This is a genomic window from Planktothrix sp. PLAVEN19ND (assembly GCF_057220675.1).
This window is the reverse complement of sequence record NZ_CM170132.1, coordinates 3,738,374-3,765,290: the sequence shown is the minus strand read 5'-3', so window position 1 is coordinate 3,765,290 and position 26,917 is coordinate 3,738,374. Positions and strand designations below refer to the sequence as shown.

The following is a 26,917-nucleotide window of genomic DNA, read 5'->3' as shown; positions in this document are numbered from 1 at the left end:
CAGAAACCTTGATTGTTTCGGCTTTTATCAGAAAAATGGGTTTTAAACCCCTAAGTTCCACTTAGGCTTTGTGTTAGGATATTAGTGGTCTAAACAACCCGCCCAACTTTGCAGTCGATGGAGAAAAAAACTCCGAGTACACCAAAGACCAAACAAAAAAATGACAAAAAATTATCGGGAGAACTAATTCTCCCGATAAAATGCTACCATATATTCTTTCCAAGCGGGTGACGCGATTCGAACGCGCGACATTCACCTTGGCAAGGTGACGCTCTACCACTGAGCTACACCCGCAACTCGTTCACCTTTTCTATGATTCCAAAAATCTTGAAATTTGTCAACCCCTTTCCCAAAATTTTTTATAGCCTGAGAGTTTAACGGTTTTCTGACTGCTGTTTCAGGGTTTCCCCTGACAAAGCCGGACTAGCACTAGCAGATAAAACCGCCGTAGAATCCACAGTTGTTGCTGCACTTTGCTTAATTTGACGCATTAAATTTGCCATTTCAATCGCATCCATCGCATAGTTCCAACCGTGATTGGCTTTAATTCCGGCTCGTTCTAGGGCTTGCTGCATGGTGTCGGTGGTCAGAACCCCAAAAATCACGGGAACACCCGTTTGAAACGCCGCAGCTGCGATCCCTTTGGAAACTTCCGATGAGACATAATCAAAATGGGGAGTTTGTCCCTTAATTACGGCCCCCAAACAAATAATCGCATCATAGCGACGGGTTAAAGCCAACTGATGAGCTACTAAGGGAATCTCAAAACTCCCCGGAACCCAAACATAATCAACTTGTGTTCCCTGGGGATCGGGATCAATCCCATGTCGTTTTAAACAATCTTGACATCCTTCTAACAGTTTGGTTGTGATCAAGTCATTAAACCGACCAATCACTATGGCAAACCTTAAGGAGTTTGTCTGGGTAAAATTTCCCTCAAAAACCGCCATTTTTGTTATCCGATCCTTTTTTGTTAACAAAAGTTAACAAATATATAATTTAAGACATAAATCGATAGGGAATCTTAGGTTGAACCGCTCAGGGCAACTGTCCCAAACCTTCCCACCCTCAATTCCCCAGGTGTATTAAACCACTAGGTAGTTTAATACACCAACTAAAATCACTAACACGAACCAAAGACCGGAACCCACATAAAGCAAAGGCTTAGATTGGCTCCAGTATTGGGGGGAGGCATAGGCAAAGGGAACGCCTACCACCAGGAGAAAAGATAAAATCACCAGTGCCGCAAGGACAACTTGAAACAGAATTGTTAACATTGTTTTTTCCCAACTTGACTTGGCAGTAAGTAAAAATACTGCTGACAGGCTCACCGAATCCTGTTTAGCGGTTTAATTATTAAAACTACCAGAAATTGCCACCGGTGAGAAGAAGTTAAGCTGGTGGTTTCTAGGGGAGTAGGGGAGTAGGGGAGTAGGGGAGTAGGGGAGTAGGGGAGTAGGGGAGTAGGGGAGGCAGGGGGAGCAGGGGGAGCAGGGGGAGCAGGGGGAGCAGGGGAGGCAGGGGGAGCAGGGGAGGTAGGGAGGTAGGGGAGCAGGGGGAGCAGGGGAGGCAGGGGGAGGCAGGGGGAGGCAGGGGGAGCAGGGGGAGCAGGGGGAGCAGGGGGAGCAGGGGGAGCAGGGGGAGCAGGGGGAGCAGGGAGGTAGGGAGGTAGGGGAAGGGAATTTGTATTGTGTGTGGGGGCTGAGATTTGCTGAGTTTATTGATTTTTCGTTACAAAAATCTAAAATTTACCTGTGGTGATCTCAGACGCCTATGGGAAGTGATGAAAATTAATTAAGGGTTTGATAAGAATCACTGTGAAATTTCGGAGTTATTCTTATACTAACTAAGAGGTTAATAAAAAACAAATATTCCCAACCTGATCTTACTCCCTCTGTTTTTAAATGGCCATCATTAAATCATTTTCCAGGCTTTGCCTGAAATCATGGATGGTAGGGCAGTATAAGTAATATCACCGGAACGGAAAAGCTCAATCCTACGTCACCCCTGATCAGGGGTATCCCGTTGCAAGAGCTAACCCCCGTAAGTGCAGCCTCTGATTACTGGAGCAACTGAGATATAAACTATGCCAGCCACTAAAATCGATGCCGACAACTTAAACCCCTCTTTTCAGGACTATTCTGAGCCTGATGAGCTAATGAGTCAGGATCTTGAGCCTGATTTGGATGATTTAATTGATTTGGAGATAGGCGATGCCAGCGATGTCAAACTCCAGAAACCCAGCAATAATCGTCGTACTACAGATTTAGTTCGATTGTATCTCCAAGAAATTGGTCGGGTGCGTCTGTTGGGGCGGGATGAAGAAGTATCAGAAGCCCAAAAGGTGCAGCGTTATCTGAGGTTAGTTGACTTACGGGACAATGCTGCCGAGCAGGATGAGGGACTGATCAATACTTATGTGCGACTGATCAAAACTCGGGATCAATTATCGGCTCAGTTGGGTCATCGTCCGTCTTTAGAGCGGTGGGCAACCACGGCTGGAATTGATGTAACGGAACTCAAGCCGATTTTAGCTTCAGGCAAAAGGTGTTGGGCAGAAATCGCAAATTTGACGGTTGAGGAGTTGGATCGGATTCAAACCGAAGGGATACAGTCCAAAGACCGGATGATTAAAGCGAATCTGCGTTTAGTGGTATCGGTGGCGAAGAAATATCAGAACCGAGGTTTGGAACTGCTAGATTTAATTCAAGAAGGAACTTTAGGACTGGAGCGGGCGGTGGAGAAGTTTGACCCGACCCGGGGATATCGGTTTAGTACCTATTCTTATTGGTGGATTCGTCAAGGGATTACCCGAGCGATCGCCACCCAAAGTCGCACGATTCGTCTTCCGGTTCATATTACCGAAAAACTGAATAAAATTAAAAAAGCACAACGGAAAATTTCTCAGGAAAAAGGTCGTACCGCCACCATTGAAGATATTGCCCATGAGTTAGAAATGACTCCGGTACAAGTCCGAGAAGTGTTGCTGCGGGTTCCCCGTTCTGTGTCTTTAGAAACGAAGGTAGGAACGGATAAGGATACGGAATTAGGGGATTTACTCGAAACCGAGGAGGTCACACCGGAAGAAATGCTCATGCGTGAATCTTTACATCGGGATTTACAGAATCTTTTAGCAGATTTGAGCAGTCGGGAACGGGATGTGATTTTGATGCGCTATGGTTTGGGGGATGGACACCCCTATTCCCTGGCGGAAATTGGTCGGGCGTTGGAATTATCCCGGGAGCGAGTCCGTCAAATTGAAGCTAAAGCCCTACAAAAACTGCGTCAACCTAAACGTCGCAATCGGGTGCGGGACTATTTGGAGTCTTTGAGTTAATCCCTAATCGTTTATAGATTGAGTTTTTATACCCCCCGCTAACCGTAGTTATCGGGGGGTTTTAGTTGCAATAACTGTTTTTTTTGATAATCAGGAAATTTTTTGTGTATGATTGTCAGTATGCAAGCTTTATTGAAAACAATTGAGCGTATGGGTTTATATACGACAGTCTCTTTTAAATCTGAACTTAATGATAAGGGTTGGCGGTTAACCCCCCAACGGGAAACGATTTTACAGGTCTTTCAGAATTTACCGAAAGGAAATCATCTGAGTGCGGAGGATTTGTATACTTTACTCAAAAGCCGAGGGGAAGCAATTAGTTTATCGACGATTTATCGCACGTTAAAGTTAATGGCGCGGATGGGAATTTTGCGGGAATTGGAATTGGCTGAAGGTCATAAACACTATGAAATTAATCAACCCTATCCCCATCACCATCATCATTTAGTTTGTGTTCAGTGCAATAAAACCCTTGAGTTTAAAAATGATTCTATTTCTAAAACCAGCATGAAGCAGGCGGAGAAATCGGGGTTTCATTTATTGGATTGTCAATTAACTATTCATACGATTTGTCATGAGGCTTTACGCATGGGTTGGCCGTCTTTGATTTCTACAAATTGGTCGTGTTCAAAGGCGATCGCTGATGGGTCTTCTGAAATGGATGAAATTGATTACTAATTACTGATAACTGATAACTGAATTAAAGGCTACCAAATAAAACGGTATCCGCATTAGGGCCATAGAATGCTCTGGCCTGTGCAACCGCTTGTTGGGTTAAACCATCGTAAACTCCATTAATCGGGCCGTTATACAGTCCTTGGATTCTTAATCGCTGCTGCAACTGTTGGACATTAGTTGTCCCATAAACAGGAGGAGTTGTGGCGACAACTGCGGTAATCCGGGTTGAGGGTCGCGCCAACGATTGTAGATTAAATAAGGAGTTTTGAGTGGTGGGGCCGGCTATCCCAGTCACCGTAACTCCCCTAGATTCTTGAAACCGAATTAAGGCATCTTGAGTGGCGGTATCAAAAAAACCATTGATCGGGCCATTATAATAGTTTAATTCCCGCAAACGCCGTTGAATTTTTCTAACTTCTGGGCCTGTATCTCCTAAAGAAATTGTGGATAGGGAATTAGTGATGGGAATAGTCTGATTTTGGACAATGGGGATGGGTCTGGGTTGCAGGCTCCGTGTGGTTGTGGTGGCATTAACAAGATAAAAAGCCGTGGTTGGCCCGACTTCTCCTGTGTCTGTAATTCCATTAGCCCGTTGGAAGTTAATCACAGCCCTTTGAGTAGACTGACCAAACACCCCATCTACAATTCCGGTATAATATCCCAAGGTTCGGAGTTGTGCTTGCAATAGCTTCACCGCAGAACCTCGACACCCTATTGTCAGAATCCTATCAAATTGAGGGGTAGAAGTAACTCCAGGAATATAAGCCCCACTTAAAGTTCCTAAAGTTGTAGATGTGGCGACTCCAGTGGCTGGAATGCCCTGGGATTGTTGGAATTGTTGAACGGCAATGGCTGTGGCGGTATCAAAATAGCCCGTAACCACACCATCATAAAAGCCCAAGGCTTGTAGTTTTTCTTGTAATACGATCACCTCTGGCCCGCGATTGCCTTCTCGTAAAGTTGTACCTGTGAAAACAACATCCCGACCGGAATTAAGGCCGTTATTAAGTACGGCGAGGGTAGCTTCGGTGACTAAACCCGTTGCCGGAATATTATAGTCCTGTTGGAGTCGAATCACCGCATTTTCTGTGACGCTCCCAAAGTTGCCTGTGGGTGTTTGGTTGAAATAACCCAAGGTTTGTAAGCGCCTCTGTAAATCCGAAACCCCAGGGCCACTATCTCCTCGTCCCAAGCCAATTAAATTTCGATTATAGCCAGTATTGCCAGTATTGCCAGTATCAAGGGGGGGGCTGATAATGACTCCTAAGCCCAAAGCAGCCAGGGTTTTAGGGCCAACAATCCCATCGGCGGATAAACCCGCATCTCGTTGAAACCGAATCACCGCATCTTTGGTCAGACCCCCAAAATTCCCTGTAGCATTGGCATTAAAATAGCCCAATTCTTGTAAGCGTTGTTGAATTTGCCGGACTTGGGTTCCAGAATCTCCAGACATGACCAAAGCTTGGGCGGTTTGGGCGACCGCTAACACCGAAAAGGCCACAGCTAAAGCGAGAAAGTAGCGGTAGGTTTGACTCGAAAGTTTTTCCCAGTTAACCTCATTTAATCCTGAGAATTGATCAGAAGCCTGATCTTCATGAGTTAGAGCTAAGGCTAAAAACGCATAGGACTCAATCATTGTTTTTGGGGGAAATATTATCTATTAACTCAGACCTTTCCAGAAATTGGGTCTTGAAAGGTTGGTTTCCCCTATTGTAGATCAGCTTTAAAAGTGAGACTTAAATCCAACCTGCGCGATCGCAAATTAAGGCCACAATCACCGCAAAGGCCGTAATTCCTAAAGCCACCCAAGGACTTTGACCTTGACTGACAGCAAAAGAAGTCGCTACACCCGCGCCTAATGCTGCGGTTACGGCGGACTCAAGGGGATCGCGTTGTGAGTGTTTGGGGTTCATAAGCTAGGGGAAGTTGGATTAACGCCATAGTTTTGAATGGGTTTAACCTATCACCTGGAGCCATAAAGTCTGTGGGTTTGAGTCGCAATTGCAATTAAGCTTTAGGTTTAGATACGTTTCTTAATCAATCTGAAGAATTCTTACCCGCAAAGCTTGTATTTTTGTGAAGATATGTTACTATGCCTAGAATTACATCAGCAATTTGTGTACCCGTTTACAAACAAAATCGCCTGACTATGAACCATACAGCCCAAATGACCAAAAAATTCCTGATTCTTTTAGCAACCGTTAGCAGTGTAGCCGCCCTCGGTGCTTGTGGTCAACCCAGCGCCAATAATACCGCTCCTGGACAACCCGCCACTGAACAGGCCGCTACAACACCCCCTGAAACCACAGCCAGCACTGCTTCTCCCTCTCCCGCCACAGGTACAACCGCCAGCACTGCTACCACGACTCCAGCCGTTGCTTCGGAAAAGACTGATACCACGGCTAATTTAGTTTCCAACGAGTCGGAAAGTATTGTTCAAATTGCTGCGGCTAACCCCTCTTTCAGTACCTTTACTAAAGCAGTTGAAGCTGCTGGTTTGACTGAAACCCTCTCTGCTCCAGGTGCTTACACCGTTTTTGCCCCAACCGATGAAGCATTTGCCGCTTTACCTGCGGGAACTTTAGAAGAATTAATGAAGCCTGAAAATAAAGAAAAATTGGCTAAAATTCTCCAATATCATGTTTTACCCAATAAAATCGCCTCGGCTGAAATTAAGCCCGGTGAAACTGCTACGGTTGAAGGAGACCCTGTAGATTTAGAAGTAGCTGAAGGCAAAGTTAAAGTTAATGGAGCCGAAGTAATTCAACCTGATATTAATGCCAACAACGGCGTTATTCACGTTATTAAGGTCGTCATTCTTCCTCCTAATGTCGCATCTCCTACGACCACATCTCCTGAAGCGACATCTCCTACGACCACATCTCCTGAAGCGACATCTCCTACGACCACATCTCCTGAAGCAACATCTCCTACTACTTCCCCTCAATAGGATTTCAGGATTTATATAATTCAAGATTAATCTATTTTCAGATTATCTGAAAGCCCGGTTTCGCAGAAGTTACCGGGTTTTTTAGTAATTAAAATCAATATCTAATTTTAACTGAGTTGCTTTGACTTCTTTTTGTTTTTCGGCGGATTTTAAGACTTCATATCCTAACGGAATTGATAACCTTTTTTGATCTTCAATTATTTCTTGAATCGTCACAATAGAGATAATATCAGAGCTTTGACTCATATATTTATTTTGATAAATTCCGGCGGATTTGGCGGTTTTAATCATCTCTTTTGTGGGTTCTTTTAAAGTAATAAAAATTCCCATTGCTGCTTTTTCTAGGGTTAATGTTCCTTGTAAATCCCGAATATCTCCCGATTTAATATTACCGGATTTTACTTGTAGGATAATTTTTTCCGGTTCATCCTGTTCACTTCTAAAATAGGCAATACCATCAATTCCTTTATCCGCGCCTTTTTTGGGATTAATAATAGCCCGATTATTACTATAAGTTAAAACCGCCCATTTTTCAAATTCTTTGCGGGTGCGATCATCTTTTTTATTGGCTAGGGCGATCGCAGATTTCATGTCTTTCGGAATACCATTGAGTTGAATTTGTTCTAATACTCCTTTGCCAAAAGCATCTTCTAACCGTTTTAAAATTAAACTAATACTTTGATAGGTAATATCAATTCCTATCCATTGACGCTCTAATTTTTGGGAAACTGCAACGGTTGTCCCACATCCACAATAAGCATCTAAAACAACATCACCTTGATTACTACTAGCTTGAATAATTCTTTCTAATAATGCTTCAGGTTTTTGAGTGGGATAGCCTAAACGTTCTCTATCCTGAGAAGAAATCGGTGCAATATCGTCCCATAAACTTTGAATGGGTTTACCTTTTAATTCATCTAAAAAACGTTATAGATTTCTACAATTCTCAAAGTTATACTAACTAAATAAGCCAAAAGGCTACCCTTTCCTAGAACTTTTGTTAATCCGGCAATTAAATCAATACTTTGTTGGGTAAAATGACCTTGATAATTGCTAAAAATATCCTCTAAACCTTGATTAGCCTGATCATCCCAAGTCCAAGTATCAATAAAAGCTTGAGCTTGGGCTTGATCTTCTTTGCCTAAATTATTATAAATTTGATTATAGTTACGTTTAGAATTAAACGGCGGATCGATATAACATAAATCTACAGATTCATCCTTAATATATTTCCGCAGAACTTCTAAATTATCACCATAGAATAATTGATTAACCATGTTTTTTGATCCATTGATTTTTAATTATTTTTTGCGATAAACTTTCTATTGATGCTCAATTGAAACCATCCAAACCAAGAATATCATATTTTATCTGAGTGTTTAAAACTTCTTTGTGTCTTGGTGTCTTTTTGGTTAAATCAGGCTTTAACATTATAAACATAGCCACAAGAATAAAATAAGCTAGAATATGAGAGGCAATCCAATCCAAAAACAATAGAAAAGCCATGAGTGCTTCAACAAATCAACCTCCCCGACTCATTCCACTCCTAGAAAATGGAGATCTGCTTTCTCGCGCGGAATTTGAGCGGCGTTATCAATCAATGCCTTATATTAAAAAAGCTGAACTGATCGAAGGAATTGTTTATATGGCATCACCCCTACGCTTTCAACCCCACGCCGAACCCCATGCTAATTTAATTGGCTGGCTTTGGAATTATAAAATAGCGACACCAGGGGTACGTTTAGGGGATAACCCGACAGTAAGACTCGATCTCGATAACGAACCTCAACCCGATGCAGTATTATTAATTGATCCAAATGGTGGAGGTCAAAGTCGCCTTAGCGATGACGGTTATATTGAAGGTGCACCTGAACTTGTGGCGGAAATTGCGGCTAGTAGCGCGTCAATTGATTTACGAGACAAAAAGCGAGTTTATCGTCGGAATGGGGTAAAAGAATATCTCGTTTGGCAAGTGATGGAAGGACGTTTTGATTGGTTTTTCTTGCAGGATGGGGAATATATTTCTCTAACTCCTGATGCAAAAGAAATTATTCATAGTCGAGTTTTTCCGGGGTTATGGTTGTCAGTTTCAGCCCTTTTAAATGGGAATATGTTAGAAGTTATTGCTACATTACAAACTGGGTTAGCAACTCACGAAAATCAACAATTTTTGTAATAGTTTTGTTTGTTTTTAAGCTGATTCATCCAGGCTTCATTTCCATAAATTCCGATCAATAAAGCCGGAATACTTAAATCTGCATCAAGTTTTTCCCAATGCAATCCTGCACCGGAGGGAGTAACTTCAACTTCTGCTAAATCTTCAGGAGAAGCATCTGCTAACCCCTGAGCAATTTCTGGGGGAAAACTAAAAGAAACACCATATTTTAAATCAATAGTAATTTTTCCGATTTGCCAATCATAATAAGCAGATTCTGCCCTCGGTTCAAAGGTATTAGCAATCAACGCTGCTTGTCGTGCATTCTTAATTTCTTCCTCTAAAGTTTGCTGATCAAAAATTAGATTATCCATGAATTGTTCTCCAAGCCGTAATTAATTTTAACTGATGAGTTGCAACAATTTTTAAGGCTTTTACAACCTCTTTATTACTAATATCACCATAAACTTGAGATAAAGAAGGAGGTTCTGTTTCACTGCCTAGTTTAATAATCACTTGCCCTCCTCCCTTAATAACATGAACGTGGGAAGGCAAATGATCATTAGGATAAATAATAACATTAAAACCATCTTCTCGGTGAACCGTTGGCATGGGCAATACAACTAAAATTTGCTAGGATTAGAAGACTGATATTTTAAATCTTCCCAGGAAACTCCTTGGTTTTGTTGATATTCTAATTTTGCTTCTTGAAAGGCTTCTAAATCTGATCTGATTTTATCATAAAACTTGAAAACCTGGTTTCTTCTTAAATATATCAAGGTCAAACTTCTACTTTTTACTAGAAACCCAGTTTCTGCACACAACTCCTGCTGATGTGAAAATTTCGTGTAAAATTGTAAAATAACCCTTGCTCCCTATAATTAACATCCTATGAAAAGCGCATTTTTAGACCGCCTCCACAGTCCTGAACGTCCCGTTATCGTGTTTGATGGGGGAATGGGAACCAACCTACAAACCCAAAATCTGACGGCGGATGATTTTGGCGGAAAAGATTATGAGGGGTGTAATGAATATTTAGTTTATACAAAACCTGAAGCCGTTGCTAACGTTCATCGCGGCTTTTTAGAAGCGGGTGCAGATGTTATTGAAACCGATACCTTTGGCGCTACTTCTATTGTTTTAGCTGAATATGATTTGGCTGATAAAGCTTATGATTTAAACAAAACCGCCGCCGAATTAGCAAAACGTTTAACTGCCCAATATTCTACACCCGAAAAACCTCGATTTGTTGCCGGGTCAATTGGGCCGGGAACTAAACTTCCTACCCTCGGACATATTGATTTTGATACCTTACATCATGCTTTTGCAGAACAAGCGGAAGGATTATTTGATGGGGGGGTAGATTTATTTATCGTTGAAACTTGCCAAGATGTGCTGCAAATTAAAGCTGCATTAAACGGCATTGAAGACGTTTTTACTAAAAAAGGTGAACGTCGCCCGATTATGGTTTCCGTGACGATGGAAGCCTTTGGAACTATGTTAGTTGGGTCAGAAATGAGCGCGGCATTAACCATTTTAGAACCCTATAAAATTGATATTTTAGGTTTAAATTGTGCCACTGGCCCCGATTTAATGAAGGAACATATTCGTTATCTATCGGAACATTCCCCCTTTATTGTTTCCTGTATTCCTAATGCGGGTTTACCGGAAAATGTGGGGGGAAAAGCCCATTATAAACTCACGCCACTGGAACTCAAAATGGCGTTAATGCACTTCGTTGAAGATTTAGGCGTTCAGGTGATTGGCGGCTGTTGTGGAACCCGTTATGAGCATATTCAAGCCCTAGCTGAAATTTCTCAAACCCTGAAACCAAGGCAACGGGAACCCCAATTTATTCCCTCGGCGGCTTCAATTTATAGTCCCCAAAGTTATGAACAGGAAAACTCCTTTTTAATTATTGGAGAACGTCTGAACGCCAGTGGGTCTAAAAAATGCCGGGATTTACTCAATGCCGAGGACTGGGATGGGTTAGTTTCCTTAGCAAAATCCCAGATCAAAGAAGGGGCGCAAATTTTAGATGTTAACGTCGATTATGTCGGGCGAGATGGCGTGCGAGACATGAAAGAATTAGTCTCTCGTGTTGTTACTAATGTTAATTTACCCTTGATGTTAGACTCGACGGAATGGCAAAAAATGGAAGCGGGGTTAAAGGTTTCCGGGGGGAAATGTTTACTCAATTCTACTAACTACGAAGACGGGGAAGAACGCTTTTATAAAGTCTTAGAAATTGCTAAAAAATATGGTGCTGCTATTGTGGTAGGAACCATCGATGAGGAGGGAATGGCCAGAACCGCCGAAAAGAAATTTGAAATTGCGAAACGGGCTTATAATGCGGCTATTAATTATGGTATTCCTGCTTATGAAATCTTTTTTGACCCCTTGGCATTACCGATTTCTACAGGTATTGAAGAAGACCGAAATAATGGCAAAGCCACGATAGATTCTATTCGTCAAATTCGTCAAGAATTGCCCGGATGTCATATTGTTTTAGGGGTTTCTAATATTTCTTTCGGTTTAAATCCCGTGGCGCGACAAGTGTTAAATTCGGTGTTCCTGCATGAAGCCATGCAAGTGGGGTTAGATGCGGCTATTGTCAGTGCGAATAAGATTTTACCCCTAGCAAAAATTGACCCCGAACATCAAGAGGTTTGTCGAAAATTAATTTATGATCAACGGGGATTTGATGGGGATGTTTGTACCTATGACCCCCTGGGAGAACTGACTAATTTATTTCAGGGTAAAACTACAAAACGAGATCGGTCTGGAGATATTAACCTCCCTGTAGAAGAACGTTTAAAACGTCATATTATTGACGGAGAACGGATTGGATTAGATGATGCTTTAGCCGTAGGTTTAAAACAATATCCACCCCTAGAAATTATTAATAATATTCTCTTGGATGGGATGAAAGTGGTGGGAGAATTGTTTGGGTCTGGGCAAATGCAGCTACCTTTTGTGTTGCAATCTGCCCAAACCATGAAAGCCGCCGTTGCCTATTTAGAACCCTATATGGAGAAGTCAGAAACGGGGAATAATGGCAAAGGAACCTTTATCATTGCCACGGTTAAAGGGGATGTGCATGATATTGGTAAAAACTTAGTTGATATTATTTTATCCAATAATGGCTATCGGGTGATTAATTTAGGGATTAAACAACCCGTAGAAAATATCATCAATGCTTACAAAGAACATGGCGCGGACTGTATTGCCATGAGTGGATTATTAGTTAAATCTACCGCGTTTATGAAAGAAAATTTGGAGGTATTCAACCAAGAGGGAATTAAAGTTCCGGTGATTTTAGGTGGGGCGGCTTTAACCCCAAAATTTGTCTATGAAGATTGTCAAAATACCTATCAAGGTCAAGTTATTTATGGGAAAGATGCCTTTTCTGACTTGAATTTTATGGATAAGTTAATGCCTGCAAAAACAGCAGGAAAATGGGATGATTCCCAAGGATTTTTAGGGGAATATGCGGAAGCCAAGAAAATTAAAGTCAAGTCAGAAACGGTTAAAAATGATTTAGAAAATCCCGAAGAAATAGTTATTGATACCCGACGTTCTGAAGCCGTTGATGTTAATATTGAGCGTCCCACACCTCCCTTTTGGGGAACGAAAATTTTACAACCGCAAGATATTCCTATAGAGGATATTTGGTGGTATTTAGACGTACAAGCATTAGTTGTAGGTCAATGGCAATTCCGCAAACCCAGAGAACAATCAAAGGAAGAATATAGTCAATTCTTAGCTGAAAAGGTTTATCCGGTTTTAGACGAATGGAAAACCAAAATTTTGGCAGAAAATTTATTACATCCTACGGTGATTTATGGATATTTCCCCTGTCAATCGGAGGGCAATTCCCTCTTAATTTTTGATCCTGAAAATCATCAAAAACAGTTAGCCCGATTTGACTTTCCTCGACAAAAATCACGAAAACGTTTGTGTATTGCGGACTTTTTTGCCCCTAAAGAAAGTGGCAAAATTGATGTTTTCCCGATGCAGGCGGTAACTGTTGGAGAAATTGCTACGGAATACGCTCAAAAATTGTTTGCTGATAATGACTATAAGAATTATTTGTATTTCCATGGAATGGCGGTGCAAACGGCCGAAGCGTTAGCCGAATGGACTCATGCAAAAATTCGTCGGGAGTTAGGATTTGGAAATGAAGAACCGGATAATGTCCGTGATGTTTTAGCCCAGCGTCATCGGGGTTCTCGTTATAGTTTTGGATATCCGGCTTGTCCGAATATTCAAGACCAATATAAGCAGGTGGAACTGTTACAAACTGACCGAATTAATATGTATATGGATGAAAGTGAACAAATTTATCCAGAACAGTCTACAACGGCGTTTATTACCTATCATCCTGTTTCTAAATACTTCAATCTTTAACGTTTTTTATCCTCCTTGACTTTGATTTAGGGGGGAAATAGTTCCTGTTTCACAGCCCTTAATTCCTTCTGGATAAGGGCTAATTTTGATCATAGGTTGACAGAACCTAACGGTTAGGTTATACTGGTGATAACAACCAAAAATCAGATTGTCCAGTTTTTCGGCTGAAGTTGTTTTTGGGCAAAAAATTCATTTTAATTGTTTAATATTGATTATTTTATTTAATGTATAACTCGTAATTCGGATTTTATGCCCAAAATTTTCTCTGACCAGAATAGTAATTTATATTTCTATATCTATACTAACGATCATCAACCTGCTCACGTTCATGTATATAAGGGAAAAAAGAATGAGGCTAATATTATGAAAGCTAAAATCAATATAGGAACATCAGAAAAACGACCTCATTTAGTACAAGGCAATACTAATATGACAAATAAAGATATAATTGCTGCTTTAAAAATAGTGGCTAAAAATCAGGAAATATTTTTAGAGAAATGGCAAGAAATTCATGGGAGATAAAACATGAGAAAACCAAATTAAATGGTTAAATCCGATTCAAGGTTTGTGATTCATGAACCTTGAATCCAAAAAATAAAGATAGATTGTCCGCTAATTTAGAAGTAAAATTTAATTGTAAGCAAGGTTAAAAATATGAGCAATAAAAATTGGGAAAAAGAATTAACAGAAGAAAACCTCTTAGAAGAAATTGCTAAAGCTAAACAAGCTTGGCAAGAAGCAGAAGCAACCGAACCTAGAGCCATTTCTGTAAAATATAATCAAGATCAAGATTTAATTGTAATTCACTTAAAAAATGGTAGTATTTTTAGTTTTCCGCCTCGACTCGCGCAAGGTTTAGCGGATGCAACACCCGAACAATTAGCCGATGTTTGGATGCCAGCATCGGGTGAAAGTATTCATTGGGATAGTTTAGATGTAGATTTTGGAATTCCTGAATTAGTTATGGGAATTTTTGGCACAAAATCTTGGATGGCTGAACTTGGAAGAAAAGGAGGTCAAGCTACCTCAAAAGCTAAATCTGAAGCCGCTCGAAAAAATGGCAAAAAAGGAGGTAGACCTAAGAAAGTTACCGTTTAATTTTATGGAACAGTTAGTATGAAAACTAAAAGCATAAGCTCTGAGTTCAGCCTTGGTCATTTTTTCAAAATCTGATATCATAAAAACTCCCAAATTCCAGTGCTTAAAACAATAATTTCTAAAGATTAAGCCCTGAAGGGCTTACTACGGGTTTAGTTTTTTAGGCGTTTTCCTTCTCCTTGAATGCGTAAATATTCGCCAAATAAGGCAAGGAATCCAGAGGCTAAAATTAGGATGACGCTCAAAGCATTAATATCGGGTTTGACGCCAGTTCTAATTCGACTAAAGATTTCCATGGGTAAGGTATTTGCCCCACTTCCGGCGGTGAAACTGGCGATTAAAAAATCATCCATACTTAATACAAAAGCTAGTAAACAACCGGATATAATACCGGGCATTAATTGGGGTAATAAGACTTGAATAAAAGCCTCTATGGGAGTTGCTCCTAAATCTAAGGCGGCTTCTTCTAAATGGGGGTCTAAATCGGCTAAACGGGTAGAAACCACTAAAGCAACGTAGGCTAAACAAAAGACAACATGGGCGGATACAATTGTCCATAAACTGAGGGGAATGGCAACGGCGGCTAAAAATACTAGGGTTGCCACCGCCATGGCGATATCAGGAATAATTAAGGGTAAATAGGACGCTCCTTGATATAATCCTTTTCCGGGGAAGTGATAACGGGCTAATCCTACAGCCATTAATGTGCCAATAATCGCGGCAATTCCTACGGCAAAAAATCCTACGGTTAAACTATTTTTTAAAGCGGTTAAAATTCTGGCATCTTGGAATAATTTAACATACCATTGTAAGGTAAATCCTTCCCATCCCGCACTATACCGAGATTTGTTAAAACTAAAAAATGTTAAGACAAAAATTGGCAAGTACATATAGAAAAACATCAAACCGACAAAAACTACCTGCCAAGAAATTCTAAACTTTGGTTTAGTAGCCATATCAAGGATCTCCTCGGGTTGTTGTTGGATTTCTTGCATAAATTTTTCCTAATTTATTTTAATTAACGAGACGGTTTAGCATCTCCATATTTAATTAAAAGTGCGATCGCAATACTCACCCCCAAAATTAATACCATACTCAAGGCTGAACCAAAGCCCCAATTTTGAGTTGAGCCTAAAAATTGGTTATAAATTAATCGAGAAACCGTCATACTGGAGGCTCCTCCTAATAGTTCTGGATCGACAAAATCCCCCATTGAACTAATAAAAACCAGCAGAGATCCAGCGGCAATTCCGGGTAAGGTTTGGGGGACGGTGACTTTCCAAAATGTTTCTACAGGTCGCGCCCCTAGGTCGGCGGAGGCTTCTAATAATCGCCGATCTAATTTTTCTAAAGAGGCGTATAAAACCGTGACCATATAGGGTAAATAACTATAGGCCATACCAATTAAAACCGCCGGAGTTCGATTTAATAGTTCTAAGGCGGGTAATCCAATTAATCCTAAGACAGAATTTAATACTCCGGTTGGTCTTAATATGGTAATCCAAGCGTAGGTTCTTAATAAAGAAGATGTCCACAGGGGCAGAACAAAGGCTAATAATATGATGTTTCTCCACTGTTTTGGGGCTAATTGAGCAATCCAATAGGCGACGGGAAATCCTAAGAGTAAACAAATTGTGGTCGTGCCAAAAGCATAAAAGAGCGATCGCCAAATCACCAATAAATTAATCGGTTCAAATACCCTTAAATAATTATCAATGCCATTGGGAATTACCAAATCTCCAGGACGAATATCCTTAACTAAACTTAGTTGAAAAATCAATAAAGTTGGCAGGATTAATAATAGTAATAACCATAGACCCGACGGCCCCAAGAGTGCTAAGGGGCCAAGGAGTTGAGAACCGAGTTGTCGCCAGCCTTTTTTGATTGCAGGTGGAGAAGAAGTCGTTGGAGTTTTTGGTGAAATAGTCATAGATCAGGGAATTACGAATTACGAATGGGGAAAAAATCATTTTTTTCTGAGAGTTTGACCCGGGTTGAATATTCTAATTACCTTAACAATTGCTATAGATTGGTTAAGGGTTAGCAGTTAACAATTAACTGGTTAACTGTGTCCAATACCGTTCATAAATTTCATTGGCTTTACCTAAATCATGAATCATTTCACTGCGAGCCAGGATTGATTCTGGAGGAAATAAAGTCGGATCATTTCTCAAAACATCCGGCAGTTTCTCATAGGCTAATCTCGAAGGAGTGGCAAATTTCAATCGTTTCACTAAGGTTGCGGCTACATCAGGTCGCAACATAAAATCAATCCATTTATAGGCACCTTCGGGGTTGGGAGCACTTTTAGGAATGACCATTGTATCAATCCATAAAGATGATCCACTATAGGGAGTAATATATCTTAAATCTTCATTTTCTTCCCTAATTTCTGCCGCATCGGAGGAATAACACATCGCCATTGACAAGTCCCCTACAATCATTTGAGGTCGCCAAGAATCTGTGGTAAAAGAAGCGATCGTTGGCCGTAATTCTACTAATTTTTCATAGGCTTGTCGAATTTGATTGGGGTCAGTAGAATTATAGGAATAGCCTAACATTCTTAATGAGGCTCCCATGACTTCCCGCACATCATTGAGTAACGTGATTCGCTTTGACAATTTATCTTTATATTCCCAGAGATAACTCCAATCTTTCGGAGGAGTTTCTAATTTATTGGGATTAAAAATTAACCCGGTTGTTCCCCAACTAATTGGAACACTATGAAGACCACCGGGATCATAAATCGGGTTTTGAAATTGCGGAAATAAATCCTCTAATCCCACTAATAAAGAGTGATCGAGTTCAGCCAACAGACCTATTTCGATCATTTTTTCTACCATATATCCCGAAGGATAGATGACACTATAGGCACTTGCTCCTCCGGCTTGGAGTCGGGCTAACATGGCTTCATTAGAATCGAAGACATCGGCCACAACTTTTAACCCCGTTTCCTCTCGAAAATGATCTAACAAATCCTGATCCGTGTAGCCAGACCAAGTGTAAATGTACAGGGTATCGGAGGAAATCTGAGTGTTTGGGGTGGTTTTGACCTCAGCTAATGTCCAACCACAGCTTGACAGGGATGATGCTACCATCGCAGTAACGGAAGTTTGCAAAAACTGACGTCGTGTTTGAGCCACCCTAAAATTCCGATGTTTTTGTGGATAAGTCGGAGACACTGTTTTTTCTCAGTGGAAGTTTAACAAATCAAACCATGGATTTAATTTTCCCACAGGATAGGAAAAAAATTCACAAAAATTACAGATTAGATTTTATCTTAGATCATCTAAAAACTGAGTTTCTGAATTTCAGCTAAGAAATAAAACCTAGACTTGAGCTTCAGAAACCCGTTTTCTCGATATAAAAATTGAGTTTCTCAGCTATGGCGTTACACTCGATAGCTGACGTTGGCTTTCTACTTGTTGCTCTTTCAGTTGCTGCTGAATTTGATCCTTAACAATTTGGCGATATTCATAGAAATGTTCTACCTGTCCACAAACCACTAAATAATGATCTAAAACCCGAGGTTTATGTCGTAAAATATTCCATAAATATCGCCAAAACGTCGAACGAGTTTCCCGCACAATCCCTTGATACCAACATAAAATTAATAGCGCCCGCATTGTTTTCATATCCACTAATTTCCGTCCAATGGAATTAGTTTTCGGCTCCCCGATCATCATAAAATGACGATAAGTGCGATCTAAATATCGTTGAGGATCATATAATTCATAAAATCCATTCACATATTCTAGGGCGATTTCTTCAAGCGGTCGAGTCGGTCGAAAATTCATTAAGGTAGTTTGATTGGCATTCCCAGTTTCCTCAATTAATCGCCCTTCTTTTTTCAAACGATGCCAAAGAGCAGTATTAGGTAAAACCTGCAACATACTAAACATAGCAATGGGAATTGTGGTTTTTTCCACAAACCGCACAATCCGATCGCCCGCCCCGGTTTCTTCCCCATCAAAACCAATAATAAATCCCGCCATCACCCGTAATCCAGAGCGGATAATTTTTTCCACGGAATCACTCAAAGAGCCACGAGTATTTTGGAATTTTTTAGTTAAATTTAGACTATCTTCATCGGGAGTTTCAATCCCTAAAAATACAGCCCTAAAATTACACTCAACCATCAAATCCATTAATTCTTGATCCTGAGCTAAATCAATAGAAGCCTCCGTGGTTAAACGGAAAGGATAATTATTATCCTTCATCCAGACTTTTAATTCATTCAGCAATAACTTAACATTGCGTTTATTGCCGATAAAATTATCATCTACCAAGAAAACACCCTGACTAAAATTTAACTCTTTTAACCTATCTAATTCTGCTAAAAGTTGAGCCGGAGTTTTGGTTCGGGATTTACGTCCATATAACACAATAATATCGCAAAACTCACACTGAAACGGACAGCCCCGGGAGTATTGCAAAGAAATCATATCATAGGCTTCTTTCTCCAATAAATCAAAGCGGGGGATAGGAGATGTCGTAACATCGGGTTTGTCTCCTTCTATGCGAAAAACCCCTTTTTCATCTCCCCTTTCAATCGCTTCTACTAATAACGGTAAAGTAATTTCACCTTCATCTAAAACTAAATAATCCGCCCCAGCAATTTCTGCTGCTTGAGGTGTGGAGGTGGGATAGGGGCCCCCTACAGCGACTTTTTTACCCCGTCGTTTCGCCTCGCGAATTTGCTCCAAAAAATCTTCCTTTTGGACAATCATTGCCGAAACCATCACCAATTCAGCCCAATTCCATTCTGCTTCGGTGATCTCTCGAACATTACGGTCTACTAATTTAAACTCCCAATCTTGAGGTAGAATTGCCGCTACCGTAATTAAACCTAAGGGTGGCAGTAAAGCTTTCCGGTTGACTAAGGCAAGGGCTTTTTCAAATGACCAGAAACTTTGGGGGAAAATGGGATAAATTAAAAGAACACGCATTATAATTAACCCTGTAAAAGATCAGACTCCGAAGTTTAAAAGCTCCAGGAAAATCAATGATTTTCCTATAGTTTTGCCACTTCTTCAGCAAGAGTGTCTACAGTATAACGAATTTGTTCTTCCTTGTGGTTACAAGTAATAAAAAATCGTAACCGTGCGCCATTTTTAGGGACGGAGGGATAAAACATAAACGGTACATTAATCCCCCGCTTGAACAAATTTTGAGACAGTTGTACCGATTTCCAAGAATCTCCAACAATAATCGGAATCACGGGAGAATCTTGACTTAACCCGGTATTTAAGCCTTGCTCCTTCGCTAAAGTTAAAAATAATTTAGCCCTTTGATGTAACTTTTCTACCCGTTGAGGTTCATTTTTCAACACCTGAATCGCTGCGATCACAGAAGCCGCATTGGGTGGAGAAATTCCCACACTAAAAACAAACCCTGGGGCGGTATATTTCAGATATTCAATTAATGATTTAGATCCGGCAATATATCCTCCACAACTAGCAAAGGATTTGCTTAAAGTTCCCATCCATAAATCTACATCATGGGGATTAATTCCAAAATGTTCTCCAATGCCTCGACCCTGTTCTCCTAATACGCCAATAGAGTGAGCTTCATCCACCATTAAAAAGGCTTTATGATGTTTTTTAACCTGAATAAATTCGGGTAAATTGGGAATATCTCCGTCGGTGCTGTAGACGCCTTCGACAATAATTAAAACCCGTTGATAACGAGGGCGCCTTTCTCGCAATATTTGATCTAAAGCTTGCCAATCATTATGGGGAAAAGCGATCGCCGTCGCCCCAGATAATAAAGCTCCTTGTAATAAACTATTATGACTCAGGGCATCATGTAAAATCAGATCATGTTGTCCGAATAAATGCCCCACCGTGGTCACATTAGTCGCATGACCCCCCACAAAAACAATACTATCTTCCACCCCAACAAAATCAGCGATCGCCCGTTCTAATTCTTGGTGAATGACCTTTTCACCGGATAATAACCGACTAGCACAAGCGGAAGTTCCATAACGATCAATTGCCTCTTTTGCATATTGGGAAACCACGGAATCGCCACACATTCCTAAATAATTATAAGTGGCATAATTAATATAGTCCTGACCTCGAATCCTAGCCCGATCATTGGCAATTCCCTCCTGGGGAGTAAAAAAGGGATTTCCTAATCCTAAATCTGCCAATTCTTGCTGTTGTTGTTTCAGATGTAGATATTCGGGAAAGTATTCAATTTGATAATATTCAGGAGGGATTTCAGGAAATGAAGCTGATTCTGCTTTTTTTTGAAGTAGTTCTGCTAAAAGTGAGCGTTTTTCTTGACAAGATAAATGACTAACAGATGGTAATAAATTAATCATTGATTTTTTCCTGTTCTGATAATAAAATATTTAATAATGTATCGACATCCGCATCCGATAATTGATCTAGATGATGTAAAAGATGTTCCGCATCTTCGGGGGAAATCCCTTTTTGATATTGGGTCATATCCAAGGTGTTGTTGTGATCGGCTAAATATTTAGCCAAAGTACAAATATTGGGATAATCCCATAACAGGGTGGGGGGAAGTCGGCGTCCCAAAATCGTTTCCAAGTCTCCAGAGAGGTTAATCGCTTCGATGGAATTTAGGCCATAATTGGCAAAATCCTCCTCCACATCAATCTCCAACGCTTCTAAACCCAACCGTTCCGCGAGTTGACTGACTAACCACCCCTCAATTGTGGCGACAGACTCGAAAGACTCAATGCCATTCACCGATGATTCTGGATGATGCACCGTTACCGATGGTTGTTGGGGTTTTGTCCCATTCATAGACGCATTTAACACTTGCATGAATCACTCCTCCATCACCCTAAAACTTTAGCATCCCAAGTTAACAGAATCCTGTTTTAAGTTGCCCGTTGCCTGTTGCCCGTTGCCGTTCGACCGTTCGACTGGCTCACGGCTCACGACGTGGCCTGTTGCCTGTTAGCGAGCGAGGGTACTCCCCCTGCCTCCCCTGCCCCCCCTGCCTCCCCTGCCTCCCCTGCCCCCCTACTCCCCCGACCTCCCCTGCTCCCCCTACTCCCCTAATTTGCCCGCTATAAAACTAGCACGACAGGCATGGCGTTGAATTTTACCACTGGAGGTTTTAGGCAAAGTTCCGGGTTTTAGCAACACCGCTTTATAAACCTGTAAATCATGGGTTTGAGACACGGCGCGACGGATGGACTGAAGAACCATCTGTTGAGGGGAGGTTTTGGCAGAACCGTTATTATTATCCCAGATGCGGATTTGTTGCCAATATTGACGTTCTACTTCTGCTGCTATCACTAACCGTTCTTCTCCCGACCTATCAATCGAAAATCCGGCGACGCTACTGGGTCTAATTAGGGGGTGACTTTGTTCAACTGTCCATTCAATATCTTGGGGATAGTGGTTACGACCATTAATAATAATAATATCTTTAATTCTTCCGGTAATAAATATTTCCTGATGGTCTAAAAATCCCAAATCTCCAGTCCTTAAAAACGGCCCTTCCCCCGTTTTTAAATAGGCATTAAACAGCATTTCAGTTTCCTGGGGTTTATTCCAATATCCCTGTCCTATACTCGGCCCTGAAACCCAAATTTCTCCGACTTTTCCTGGTTCACAAATATTCCAGGTTTTAGGATTAACAATTAATATTTTTTGATCCGATAAACATTGACCACAACCGACTAATGTTTTTGTATTGGCTGTTAAATTAGTAGCCACTTCATCAATTACTACAATCCGATGATTCTCTAAAGCAATAGCATCAACGGTTTTAAAAATTGGCGGTGCTGTTTTTAAGCCTCCAGTAATAATTAAAGTCGCTTCCGCCATACCATAACAGGGATAAAAAGCCTCTTGCCTAAACCCATATTGAGCAAAGGTTTGAGTAAATCGTTCTAAGACTTTATGATAAATCGGTTCGGCTCCATTAAAAGCCACTTCCCAGCTACTTAAATCTAAATTTTCTAATTTTGGGGGTAAACTTAGCCCGGCTTTTCCTAATACTTTTTTCACACATAAATCATAGGCAAAATTTGGCCCGCCACTGGTAGTTGCCCCATACCTAGAAATAGTTTGTAACCAGCGTAACGGATTTTGCACAAACATCAAAGGAGACATTAAAATCACTGGAAATCCCCCAAATAAAGGTTCTAAAACTCCACCAATTAATCCCATATCGTGATAGGGAGGTAACCAAATTACCCCCGTACTTTCAGAAGAATGACCAAAATAATTATAAATTGCGGTTAAATTATGTAATAAATTCTGATGGGAAATCATCACCCCTTTGGGGGTTGACGTAGAACCGGAAGTATATTGTAAAAAGGCAAGAGTTTGACTATCAATAGAGTGAGGTTGCCAATTTTTTTCGATTTCATAATCTATGGTATCTGTTGCTAACCAGTTTAACGGCGCAATATCAGACATTTGTGGAAAAAATCGTTGTAAACTTGATAATGTAGATTCAGTAGTTAACGCAACAGTCGCATTTGTATCAGCAATAATAGCCTGTAAACGGGGAAGTGATCGATCTGGTTTAGGAGGATAGGCGGGAACTGCAATTACTCCGGCATACAAACAACCAAAAAACGCGCTAATATAGTCTAATCCTGGTTGATACAATAATAAAACTGGATTTTGAGGTTGACAAATGGATTGTAATTTAGAGGCAATTGTTCTGGCTTTTTGGTTTAACTGTTGATAGGTTAAAGTAACAGTTTCGGTTTCCCCATCAACTAAAAAAGTATAGGCTATTTTATCTGGTTGATAAGTTGCCCGATATTGTAATAGTTCAGTTAACGTTGTCCATTGCCAGGAATTTAATTGCTCAGTCATGTAAAAAATTGAGTAAGGTTTTGTTATCTATATTTAACCACAAAGACACAAAGAAGTTGTAAACACACAGGGAGTGTTCATTACTCTAGTTAATTTTATTTAAAGGGTTTCAGCTTTTTATTGTGTTCATTTCCACAGAGTCACTATTTTTAAATTCAGTAAATATCTAACTTTTACTGATAATTTTTCTAGTTGTTTTATGATCAATTTAAGTGGGAATGGTGCGGGTGCTGATCGCTTACAACCCCTACGATGGTTAACTTTTAAGAACGATTTGCCAATTCTGACAATTGACTGGTTTCTGTGTCTAATTTCCATTGTCCAACAATATCTAAACTCCCTTCTAAAAATTTAGTCCGACAGGTACGACGTTGAATTTTACCACTGGTGGTTTTAGGAATAGTTGCTGTTTTCAATAATACTATCCCAAACACATCAACGGTATTCTGTTCGGCGACAGCTTTACGAATAGCATTAACCACTTCTTCAACGTTCAAATTGCGCAAATAACGTCGTTCGATTTCTGATACAATAATTAACTGTTCTCCGAGTTCCGTCTCAATAGAAAACGCCGCATTATGTCCATTACGAATAGCCGGGTGACAGGTATCTAATGTGGCTTCAATTTCCTGGGGATAACGATTTCTTCCCCAAAGAATCATCATGTCTTTGATCCTTCCAGTAATATACAATTCCCCATCACATAAAAATCCTAAATCTCCCGTGCGTAAATAGGGCCCCCGTCCTTCTACATAAACCTTAAAGGTTGTTTCCGTGTCTTCGGTTTTATCCCAATATCCCAAACCTACACCTTTCCCCCATACTAATATTTCACCAACTTGATCCGCGTCTCGTCGCGTTAATTTTTCAGGATCGACAATTATTACCTCATCCCCTAACCAGGGAAACCCACAACTGACGAAAGAGCGAGCAGGGGGGGCAGGGGAGGCAGGGGGGGCAGGGGGGGCAGGGGAGGCAGGGGAGGCAGGGGAGGCAGGGGGAGTAGGGGGAGTAGGGGAGGTGGGGGAGGTGAGGGAATGCTGATCGGTTGGTTGTTTGGGGATAACTTGATTTTGTTCTAGGGCGACGGGATCGACCCAGATCACTTTGGGGGTTAAGTGTTTGTGTCCACCGGAAATAAACAGGGTGGTTTCAGCCATTCCGTAGCAGGGATAAAACGCCTCCAGTTTGAACCCACAGGGGCCAAAAATTTCTGTGAACCGTTTTAAAGTGTCCCAACGCACAGGTTCGGCACCGGAAAAGGCCACATCCCAGGAACTTAAATCTAACTTTTCTAGCTTTTCAGGCGTCGCTGTCCGACAAACCAAATCATAGGCAAAATTTGGCCCGCCGCTGGTGGTGGCTTGATATTCAGAAACTGCTTCTAACCAACGAAAGGGTTTTTGTACTAAAGAAACAGGTGACATTAATGTTACGGGAAATTGTCCATATAAGGGTTGAATTACCCCTCCAATTAATCCCATATCGTGAAATAGGGGTAGCCAAATTAACCCTTGACTATTGTTATGATGTCCAAAAGCGTTATAAATAATTGCCGAATTATGTAGAACATTTTGATGGGTAACAATTACACCTTTTGGGGTTCCCGTTGAACCAGAGGTATATTGTAAAAAAGCAATTGTATCCCCATTAATTTGCGGTTCTTGCCAGTTTGTAGCGAGGTTTTGAGTCAAAAGGTCATCGGTCGCCACCCAAGGTAGAGACGTTCCATGGAACGTCTCTACTTTGGTTTTGGGAAAGTTGGCGAGTTGGGTTTGTAGGTGTTCAATTAACGCTTTTGTACTTAAAATTGCCCGACATTGAGACGATTCTAAACGGGTTTGTAACTTAACAATTGCTTGGGTAGATACCGGAGGATTATCGGTAACGGCGATCGCACCCGCATATAAACAGCCAAAAAACGCCGCAATAAATTCTAATCCCGCACTATAGGGATAAATGACTAAAACCCGATCGCCTGGGGATAAAAATGATTGTAAATAAGATGCAATTTGGACGGCTTGTTGATATAACTGTTGATAGGTCAAAGTTCCCGACTCGGTTTCTCCATCGGCTAAAAACCGATAAGCGAGTTGATCCGGTTGAGATTCGGCGCGATCGCGCAATAAATCGACTAAATTAGAAAAATTGCTCATACCTAAGATAGAGTCCTAAAGGACTCACTACGATAGAAGTACAGTTTAAATGAAAATTGCCATTATTTCCTCTGGTTTTTTCCCCGTTATTGATGGTGTTACTGTTAGCGCCATGATGCGACTACAAAGGTTAAGTCAGTGGGGACATGAGGTTTTATTTTTTTGTCCCGACTATAGCACCATTGAAACTGTTTATCCCAATTGGCGAGAATATAGCGGAAACATTTTACCAGGTGTGCGAGTTTTAAATTTACCTAGTACGCCATTTTTAGGATTAGATTTTGAACGTAACCCCTCTATTACATCCTATTCTATTTTATTAAAAGAATTAGAAAAATTTCAGCCAGATTTAGTTCATGTCGATGAACCAGAAAGGCTGTTTTTTGGATTTTTTAGACGGGCTGGAATAGACTATGCTAAAAAAGCCAATATTCCCTGTATTGCGTTTTTTAGAACTTGGTTTTTATCCTACGCTGAAGATTATATTCCCTTGCCAAAATTTGCCGTTGAAATTATTAGAGAAATATTTAGAAGAATTTTTGCTTGGATTTATAACGGTTATGATGTCACCTTATTTACCAGCAAAATCACCTATCAACTCGCCCCCCAGATGGGAATTACCAATGCAATTTACGAGAATTTAGCCGGATTTGATGCCCAACGCTTTGATCCCAATTTAAAGGAAGAACACTTTTTTAAAACCTATTATAATTTACCCGAATTAGATGGGTTAACTAAATTAATCTTTGTGGGTCGTTTAACTCCCGATAAGGGCTGGAATTTCACCTTAAAAACCATCGCAAAAATTGCAGAAAAAATTGATTTAGAAAAAGTGGGTTTTATTATTATTGGGGATGGACAAATGCAGGACGAAATCATCGCAGGTTTAACAAAATTTACCCGTCATGTCTATTTCCTGGGTCGGGTGGCTTATGACCAGGTTCCGGCGGTTTATGCTAATAGCGATATTCATATTACCACCTCAGAACGGGAATCGAGAGGATTAACCGTATTAGAAGCTTTTGCCTCGGGAATTCCAGTATTAGTTCCCCGGGCGGGAGGACTAGTAGAAAATGTTCAAGATGGGGAAAATGGATTTTTATATACCCCTCAAGATTCCGAGGATTTTACTCACAAATTAAAACAATTAATCGATGATCCTCTATTAAGAAAAACCCTAGGAAATCGAGGAATAGAATCCGTCGGAAATTACAGTTGGGATGTAGTTATTAAAAATTTAGTTAATATTTGGGAACAAAAACTTCAGGAAGCCAATCAAAAATTCTCCAATTAACCTAATTTTAAATCTCTTTG

Annotated in this window: 24 protein-coding genes, 1 tRNA gene and 1 pseudogene; 8 read left to right on the top strand and 18 right to left on the bottom strand. The window is 40.7% G+C overall.

The window, feature by feature from the left end; translation table 11 throughout:
• Positions 1-222: 222 nt before the first annotated feature.
• From AC2D3N_RS16235 to psbZ, 3 genes are all read right to left on the bottom strand, one after another.
• A tRNA-Gly gene (locus AC2D3N_RS16235) sits at positions 223-294 on the bottom strand.
• 80 nt (positions 295-374) lie between these two features.
• The gene (gene ribH / locus AC2D3N_RS16230) at positions 375-950 is read right to left on the bottom strand and encodes a 6,7-dimethyl-8-ribityllumazine synthase (RefSeq protein WP_484691493.1); all 576 of its coding nucleotides are present in this window, start codon (positions 948-950) and stop codon (positions 375-377) included.
• A gap of 135 nt (positions 951-1,085) precedes the next feature.
• Positions 1,086-1,277, bottom strand: coding sequence for a photosystem II reaction center protein PsbZ (gene psbZ, locus AC2D3N_RS16225; protein ID WP_026788463.1), 192 nt, complete (start codon positions 1,275-1,277; stop codon positions 1,086-1,088).
• 809 nt (positions 1,278-2,086) lie between these two features.
• Between psbZ and sigC the strand changes: the two genes are divergently transcribed.
• Entirely contained in the window at positions 2,087-3,337 is a 1,251-nt protein-coding gene (sigC, locus tag AC2D3N_RS16220; protein WP_079678289.1) for an RNA polymerase sigma factor SigC, read from the top strand.
• A gap of 150 nt (positions 3,338-3,487) precedes the next feature.
• Positions 3,488-4,015: a Fur family transcriptional regulator gene (locus AC2D3N_RS16215; RefSeq protein ID WP_079678353.1), complete on the top strand. Its 528-nt coding sequence runs from the start codon at positions 3,488-3,490 to the stop codon at positions 4,013-4,015.
• 22 nt (positions 4,016-4,037) lie between these two features.
• Here AC2D3N_RS16215 and AC2D3N_RS16210 read toward each other — a convergent pair whose 3' ends face one another.
• Entirely contained in the window at positions 4,038-5,651 is a 1,614-nt protein-coding gene (locus AC2D3N_RS16210; RefSeq protein WP_484691492.1) for a peptidoglycan-binding domain-containing protein, read from the bottom strand.
• 100 nt (positions 5,652-5,751) lie between these two features.
• A complete protein-coding gene (locus AC2D3N_RS16205; protein ID WP_200816735.1) occupies positions 5,752-5,928 on the bottom strand; it encodes a hypothetical protein in 177 nt (58 codons plus the stop codon).
• A 179-nt stretch (positions 5,929-6,107) separates the two neighbouring features.
• Here AC2D3N_RS16205 and AC2D3N_RS16200 point away from each other — a divergent pair, with 179 nt between their 5' ends.
• Complete coding sequence (locus AC2D3N_RS16200; RefSeq protein WP_484691491.1) at positions 6,108-6,965, top strand: fasciclin domain-containing protein; 858 nt, start codon at positions 6,108-6,110, stop codon at positions 6,963-6,965.
• 81 nt (positions 6,966-7,046) lie between these two features.
• On the opposite strand, the gene AC2D3N_RS16195 is transcribed toward AC2D3N_RS16200, so the two are convergent.
• The 3 genes and pseudogenes from AC2D3N_RS16195 to AC2D3N_RS16185 form a co-directional block, all read right to left on the bottom strand.
• Entirely contained in the window at positions 7,047-7,556 is a 510-nt protein-coding gene (locus AC2D3N_RS16195) for a restriction endonuclease (RefSeq protein ID WP_484691490.1), read from the bottom strand.
• Positions 7,557-7,691: 135 nt separating this feature from the next.
• A pseudogene (locus AC2D3N_RS16190) lies at positions 7,692-7,832 on the bottom strand (DNA methyltransferase); the annotation flags it as partial.
• Between the two features lie 50 nt (positions 7,833-7,882).
• Positions 7,883-8,242: a hypothetical protein gene (locus AC2D3N_RS16185; RefSeq protein ID WP_484691489.1), complete on the bottom strand. Its 360-nt coding sequence runs from the start codon at positions 8,240-8,242 to the stop codon at positions 7,883-7,885.
• Between the two features lie 227 nt (positions 8,243-8,469).
• On the opposite strand from AC2D3N_RS16185, the gene AC2D3N_RS16180 reads away from it, so the two are divergent.
• Positions 8,470-9,141, top strand: a complete 672-nt coding sequence (locus AC2D3N_RS16180) for a Uma2 family endonuclease (protein WP_484691488.1) — start codon at positions 8,470-8,472, stop codon at positions 9,139-9,141.
• Here the strand turns inward: AC2D3N_RS16180 and AC2D3N_RS16175 are convergent.
• Both AC2D3N_RS16175 and AC2D3N_RS16170 read right to left on the bottom strand, forming a co-directional pair.
• A complete protein-coding gene (locus tag AC2D3N_RS16175; protein ID WP_484691487.1) occupies positions 9,126-9,494 on the bottom strand; it encodes a DUF2442 domain-containing protein in 369 nt (122 codons plus the stop codon). The genes AC2D3N_RS16180 and AC2D3N_RS16175 overlap by 16 nt on opposite strands.
• Positions 9,487-9,732, bottom strand: a complete 246-nt coding sequence (locus tag AC2D3N_RS16170; RefSeq protein WP_079678294.1) for a DUF4160 domain-containing protein — start codon at positions 9,730-9,732, stop codon at positions 9,487-9,489. The genes AC2D3N_RS16175 and AC2D3N_RS16170 overlap by 8 nt, the downstream gene beginning before the upstream one ends.
• A 279-nt stretch (positions 9,733-10,011) precedes the next feature.
• Here AC2D3N_RS16170 and metH point away from each other — a divergent pair, with 279 nt between their 5' ends.
• The 3 genes from metH (at position 10,012) to AC2D3N_RS16155 (ending at position 14,628) form a co-directional block, all read left to right on the top strand.
• Positions 10,012-13,530 (top strand): methionine synthase, encoded by a 3,519-nt coding sequence (gene metH / locus AC2D3N_RS16165; RefSeq protein WP_484691486.1) that lies wholly within the window; start codon positions 10,012-10,014, stop codon positions 13,528-13,530.
• A 249-nt stretch (positions 13,531-13,779) separates the two neighbouring features.
• Positions 13,780-14,052, top strand: a complete 273-nt coding sequence (locus AC2D3N_RS16160) for a DUF4160 domain-containing protein (protein ID WP_079678296.1) — start codon at positions 13,780-13,782, stop codon at positions 14,050-14,052.
• 132 nt (positions 14,053-14,184) lie between these two features.
• Positions 14,185-14,628, top strand: coding sequence for a DUF2442 domain-containing protein (locus AC2D3N_RS16155; protein ID WP_484691485.1), 444 nt, complete (start codon positions 14,185-14,187; stop codon positions 14,626-14,628).
• A gap of 152 nt (positions 14,629-14,780) precedes the next feature.
• On the opposite strand, the gene AC2D3N_RS16150 is transcribed toward AC2D3N_RS16155, so the two are convergent.
• From AC2D3N_RS16150 to AC2D3N_RS16115, 8 genes are all read right to left on the bottom strand, one after another.
• Entirely contained in the window at positions 14,781-15,623 is an 843-nt protein-coding gene (locus AC2D3N_RS16150; protein ID WP_079678298.1) for an ABC transporter permease, read from the bottom strand.
• Between the two features lie 23 nt (positions 15,624-15,646).
• Positions 15,647-16,558 (bottom strand): ABC transporter permease, encoded by a 912-nt coding sequence (locus AC2D3N_RS16145; protein WP_079678299.1) that lies wholly within the window; start codon positions 16,556-16,558, stop codon positions 15,647-15,649.
• A 124-nt stretch (positions 16,559-16,682) separates the two neighbouring features.
• The gene (locus AC2D3N_RS16140) at positions 16,683-17,726 is read right to left on the bottom strand and encodes a polyamine ABC transporter substrate-binding protein (RefSeq protein ID WP_079678355.1); all 1,044 of its coding nucleotides are present in this window, start codon (positions 17,724-17,726) and stop codon (positions 16,683-16,685) included.
• Positions 17,727-18,011: 285 nt separating this feature from the next.
• Complete coding sequence (locus AC2D3N_RS16135; protein ID WP_079678300.1) at positions 18,012-19,577, bottom strand: B12-binding domain-containing radical SAM protein; 1,566 nt, start codon at positions 19,575-19,577, stop codon at positions 18,012-18,014.
• A 65-nt stretch (positions 19,578-19,642) separates the two neighbouring features.
• Positions 19,643-20,956, bottom strand: a complete 1,314-nt coding sequence (locus AC2D3N_RS16130; RefSeq protein WP_484691484.1) for an aminotransferase class I/II-fold pyridoxal phosphate-dependent enzyme — start codon at positions 20,954-20,956, stop codon at positions 19,643-19,645.
• Positions 20,949-21,428, bottom strand: coding sequence for a phosphopantetheine-binding protein (locus tag AC2D3N_RS16125; protein WP_079678302.1), 480 nt, complete (start codon positions 21,426-21,428; stop codon positions 20,949-20,951). Before AC2D3N_RS16125 ends, AC2D3N_RS16130 begins: the two co-directional genes overlap by 8 nt.
• Before the next feature lie 228 nt (positions 21,429-21,656).
• On the bottom strand, positions 21,657-23,447 hold the full coding sequence (locus AC2D3N_RS16120) for a fatty acyl-AMP ligase (RefSeq protein ID WP_484691483.1): 1,791 nt from the start codon (positions 23,445-23,447) through the stop codon (positions 21,657-21,659).
• Positions 23,448-23,710: 263 nt separating this feature from the next.
• Complete coding sequence (locus tag AC2D3N_RS16115; RefSeq protein WP_484691482.1) at positions 23,711-25,603, bottom strand: fatty acyl-AMP ligase; 1,893 nt, start codon at positions 25,601-25,603, stop codon at positions 23,711-23,713.
• A gap of 49 nt (positions 25,604-25,652) precedes the next feature.
• On the opposite strand from AC2D3N_RS16115, the gene AC2D3N_RS16110 reads away from it, so the two are divergent.
• Positions 25,653-26,897, top strand: a complete 1,245-nt coding sequence (locus AC2D3N_RS16110; protein ID WP_484691481.1) for a glycosyltransferase — start codon at positions 25,653-25,655, stop codon at positions 26,895-26,897.
• Positions 26,898-26,917: the final 20 nt, after the last annotated feature.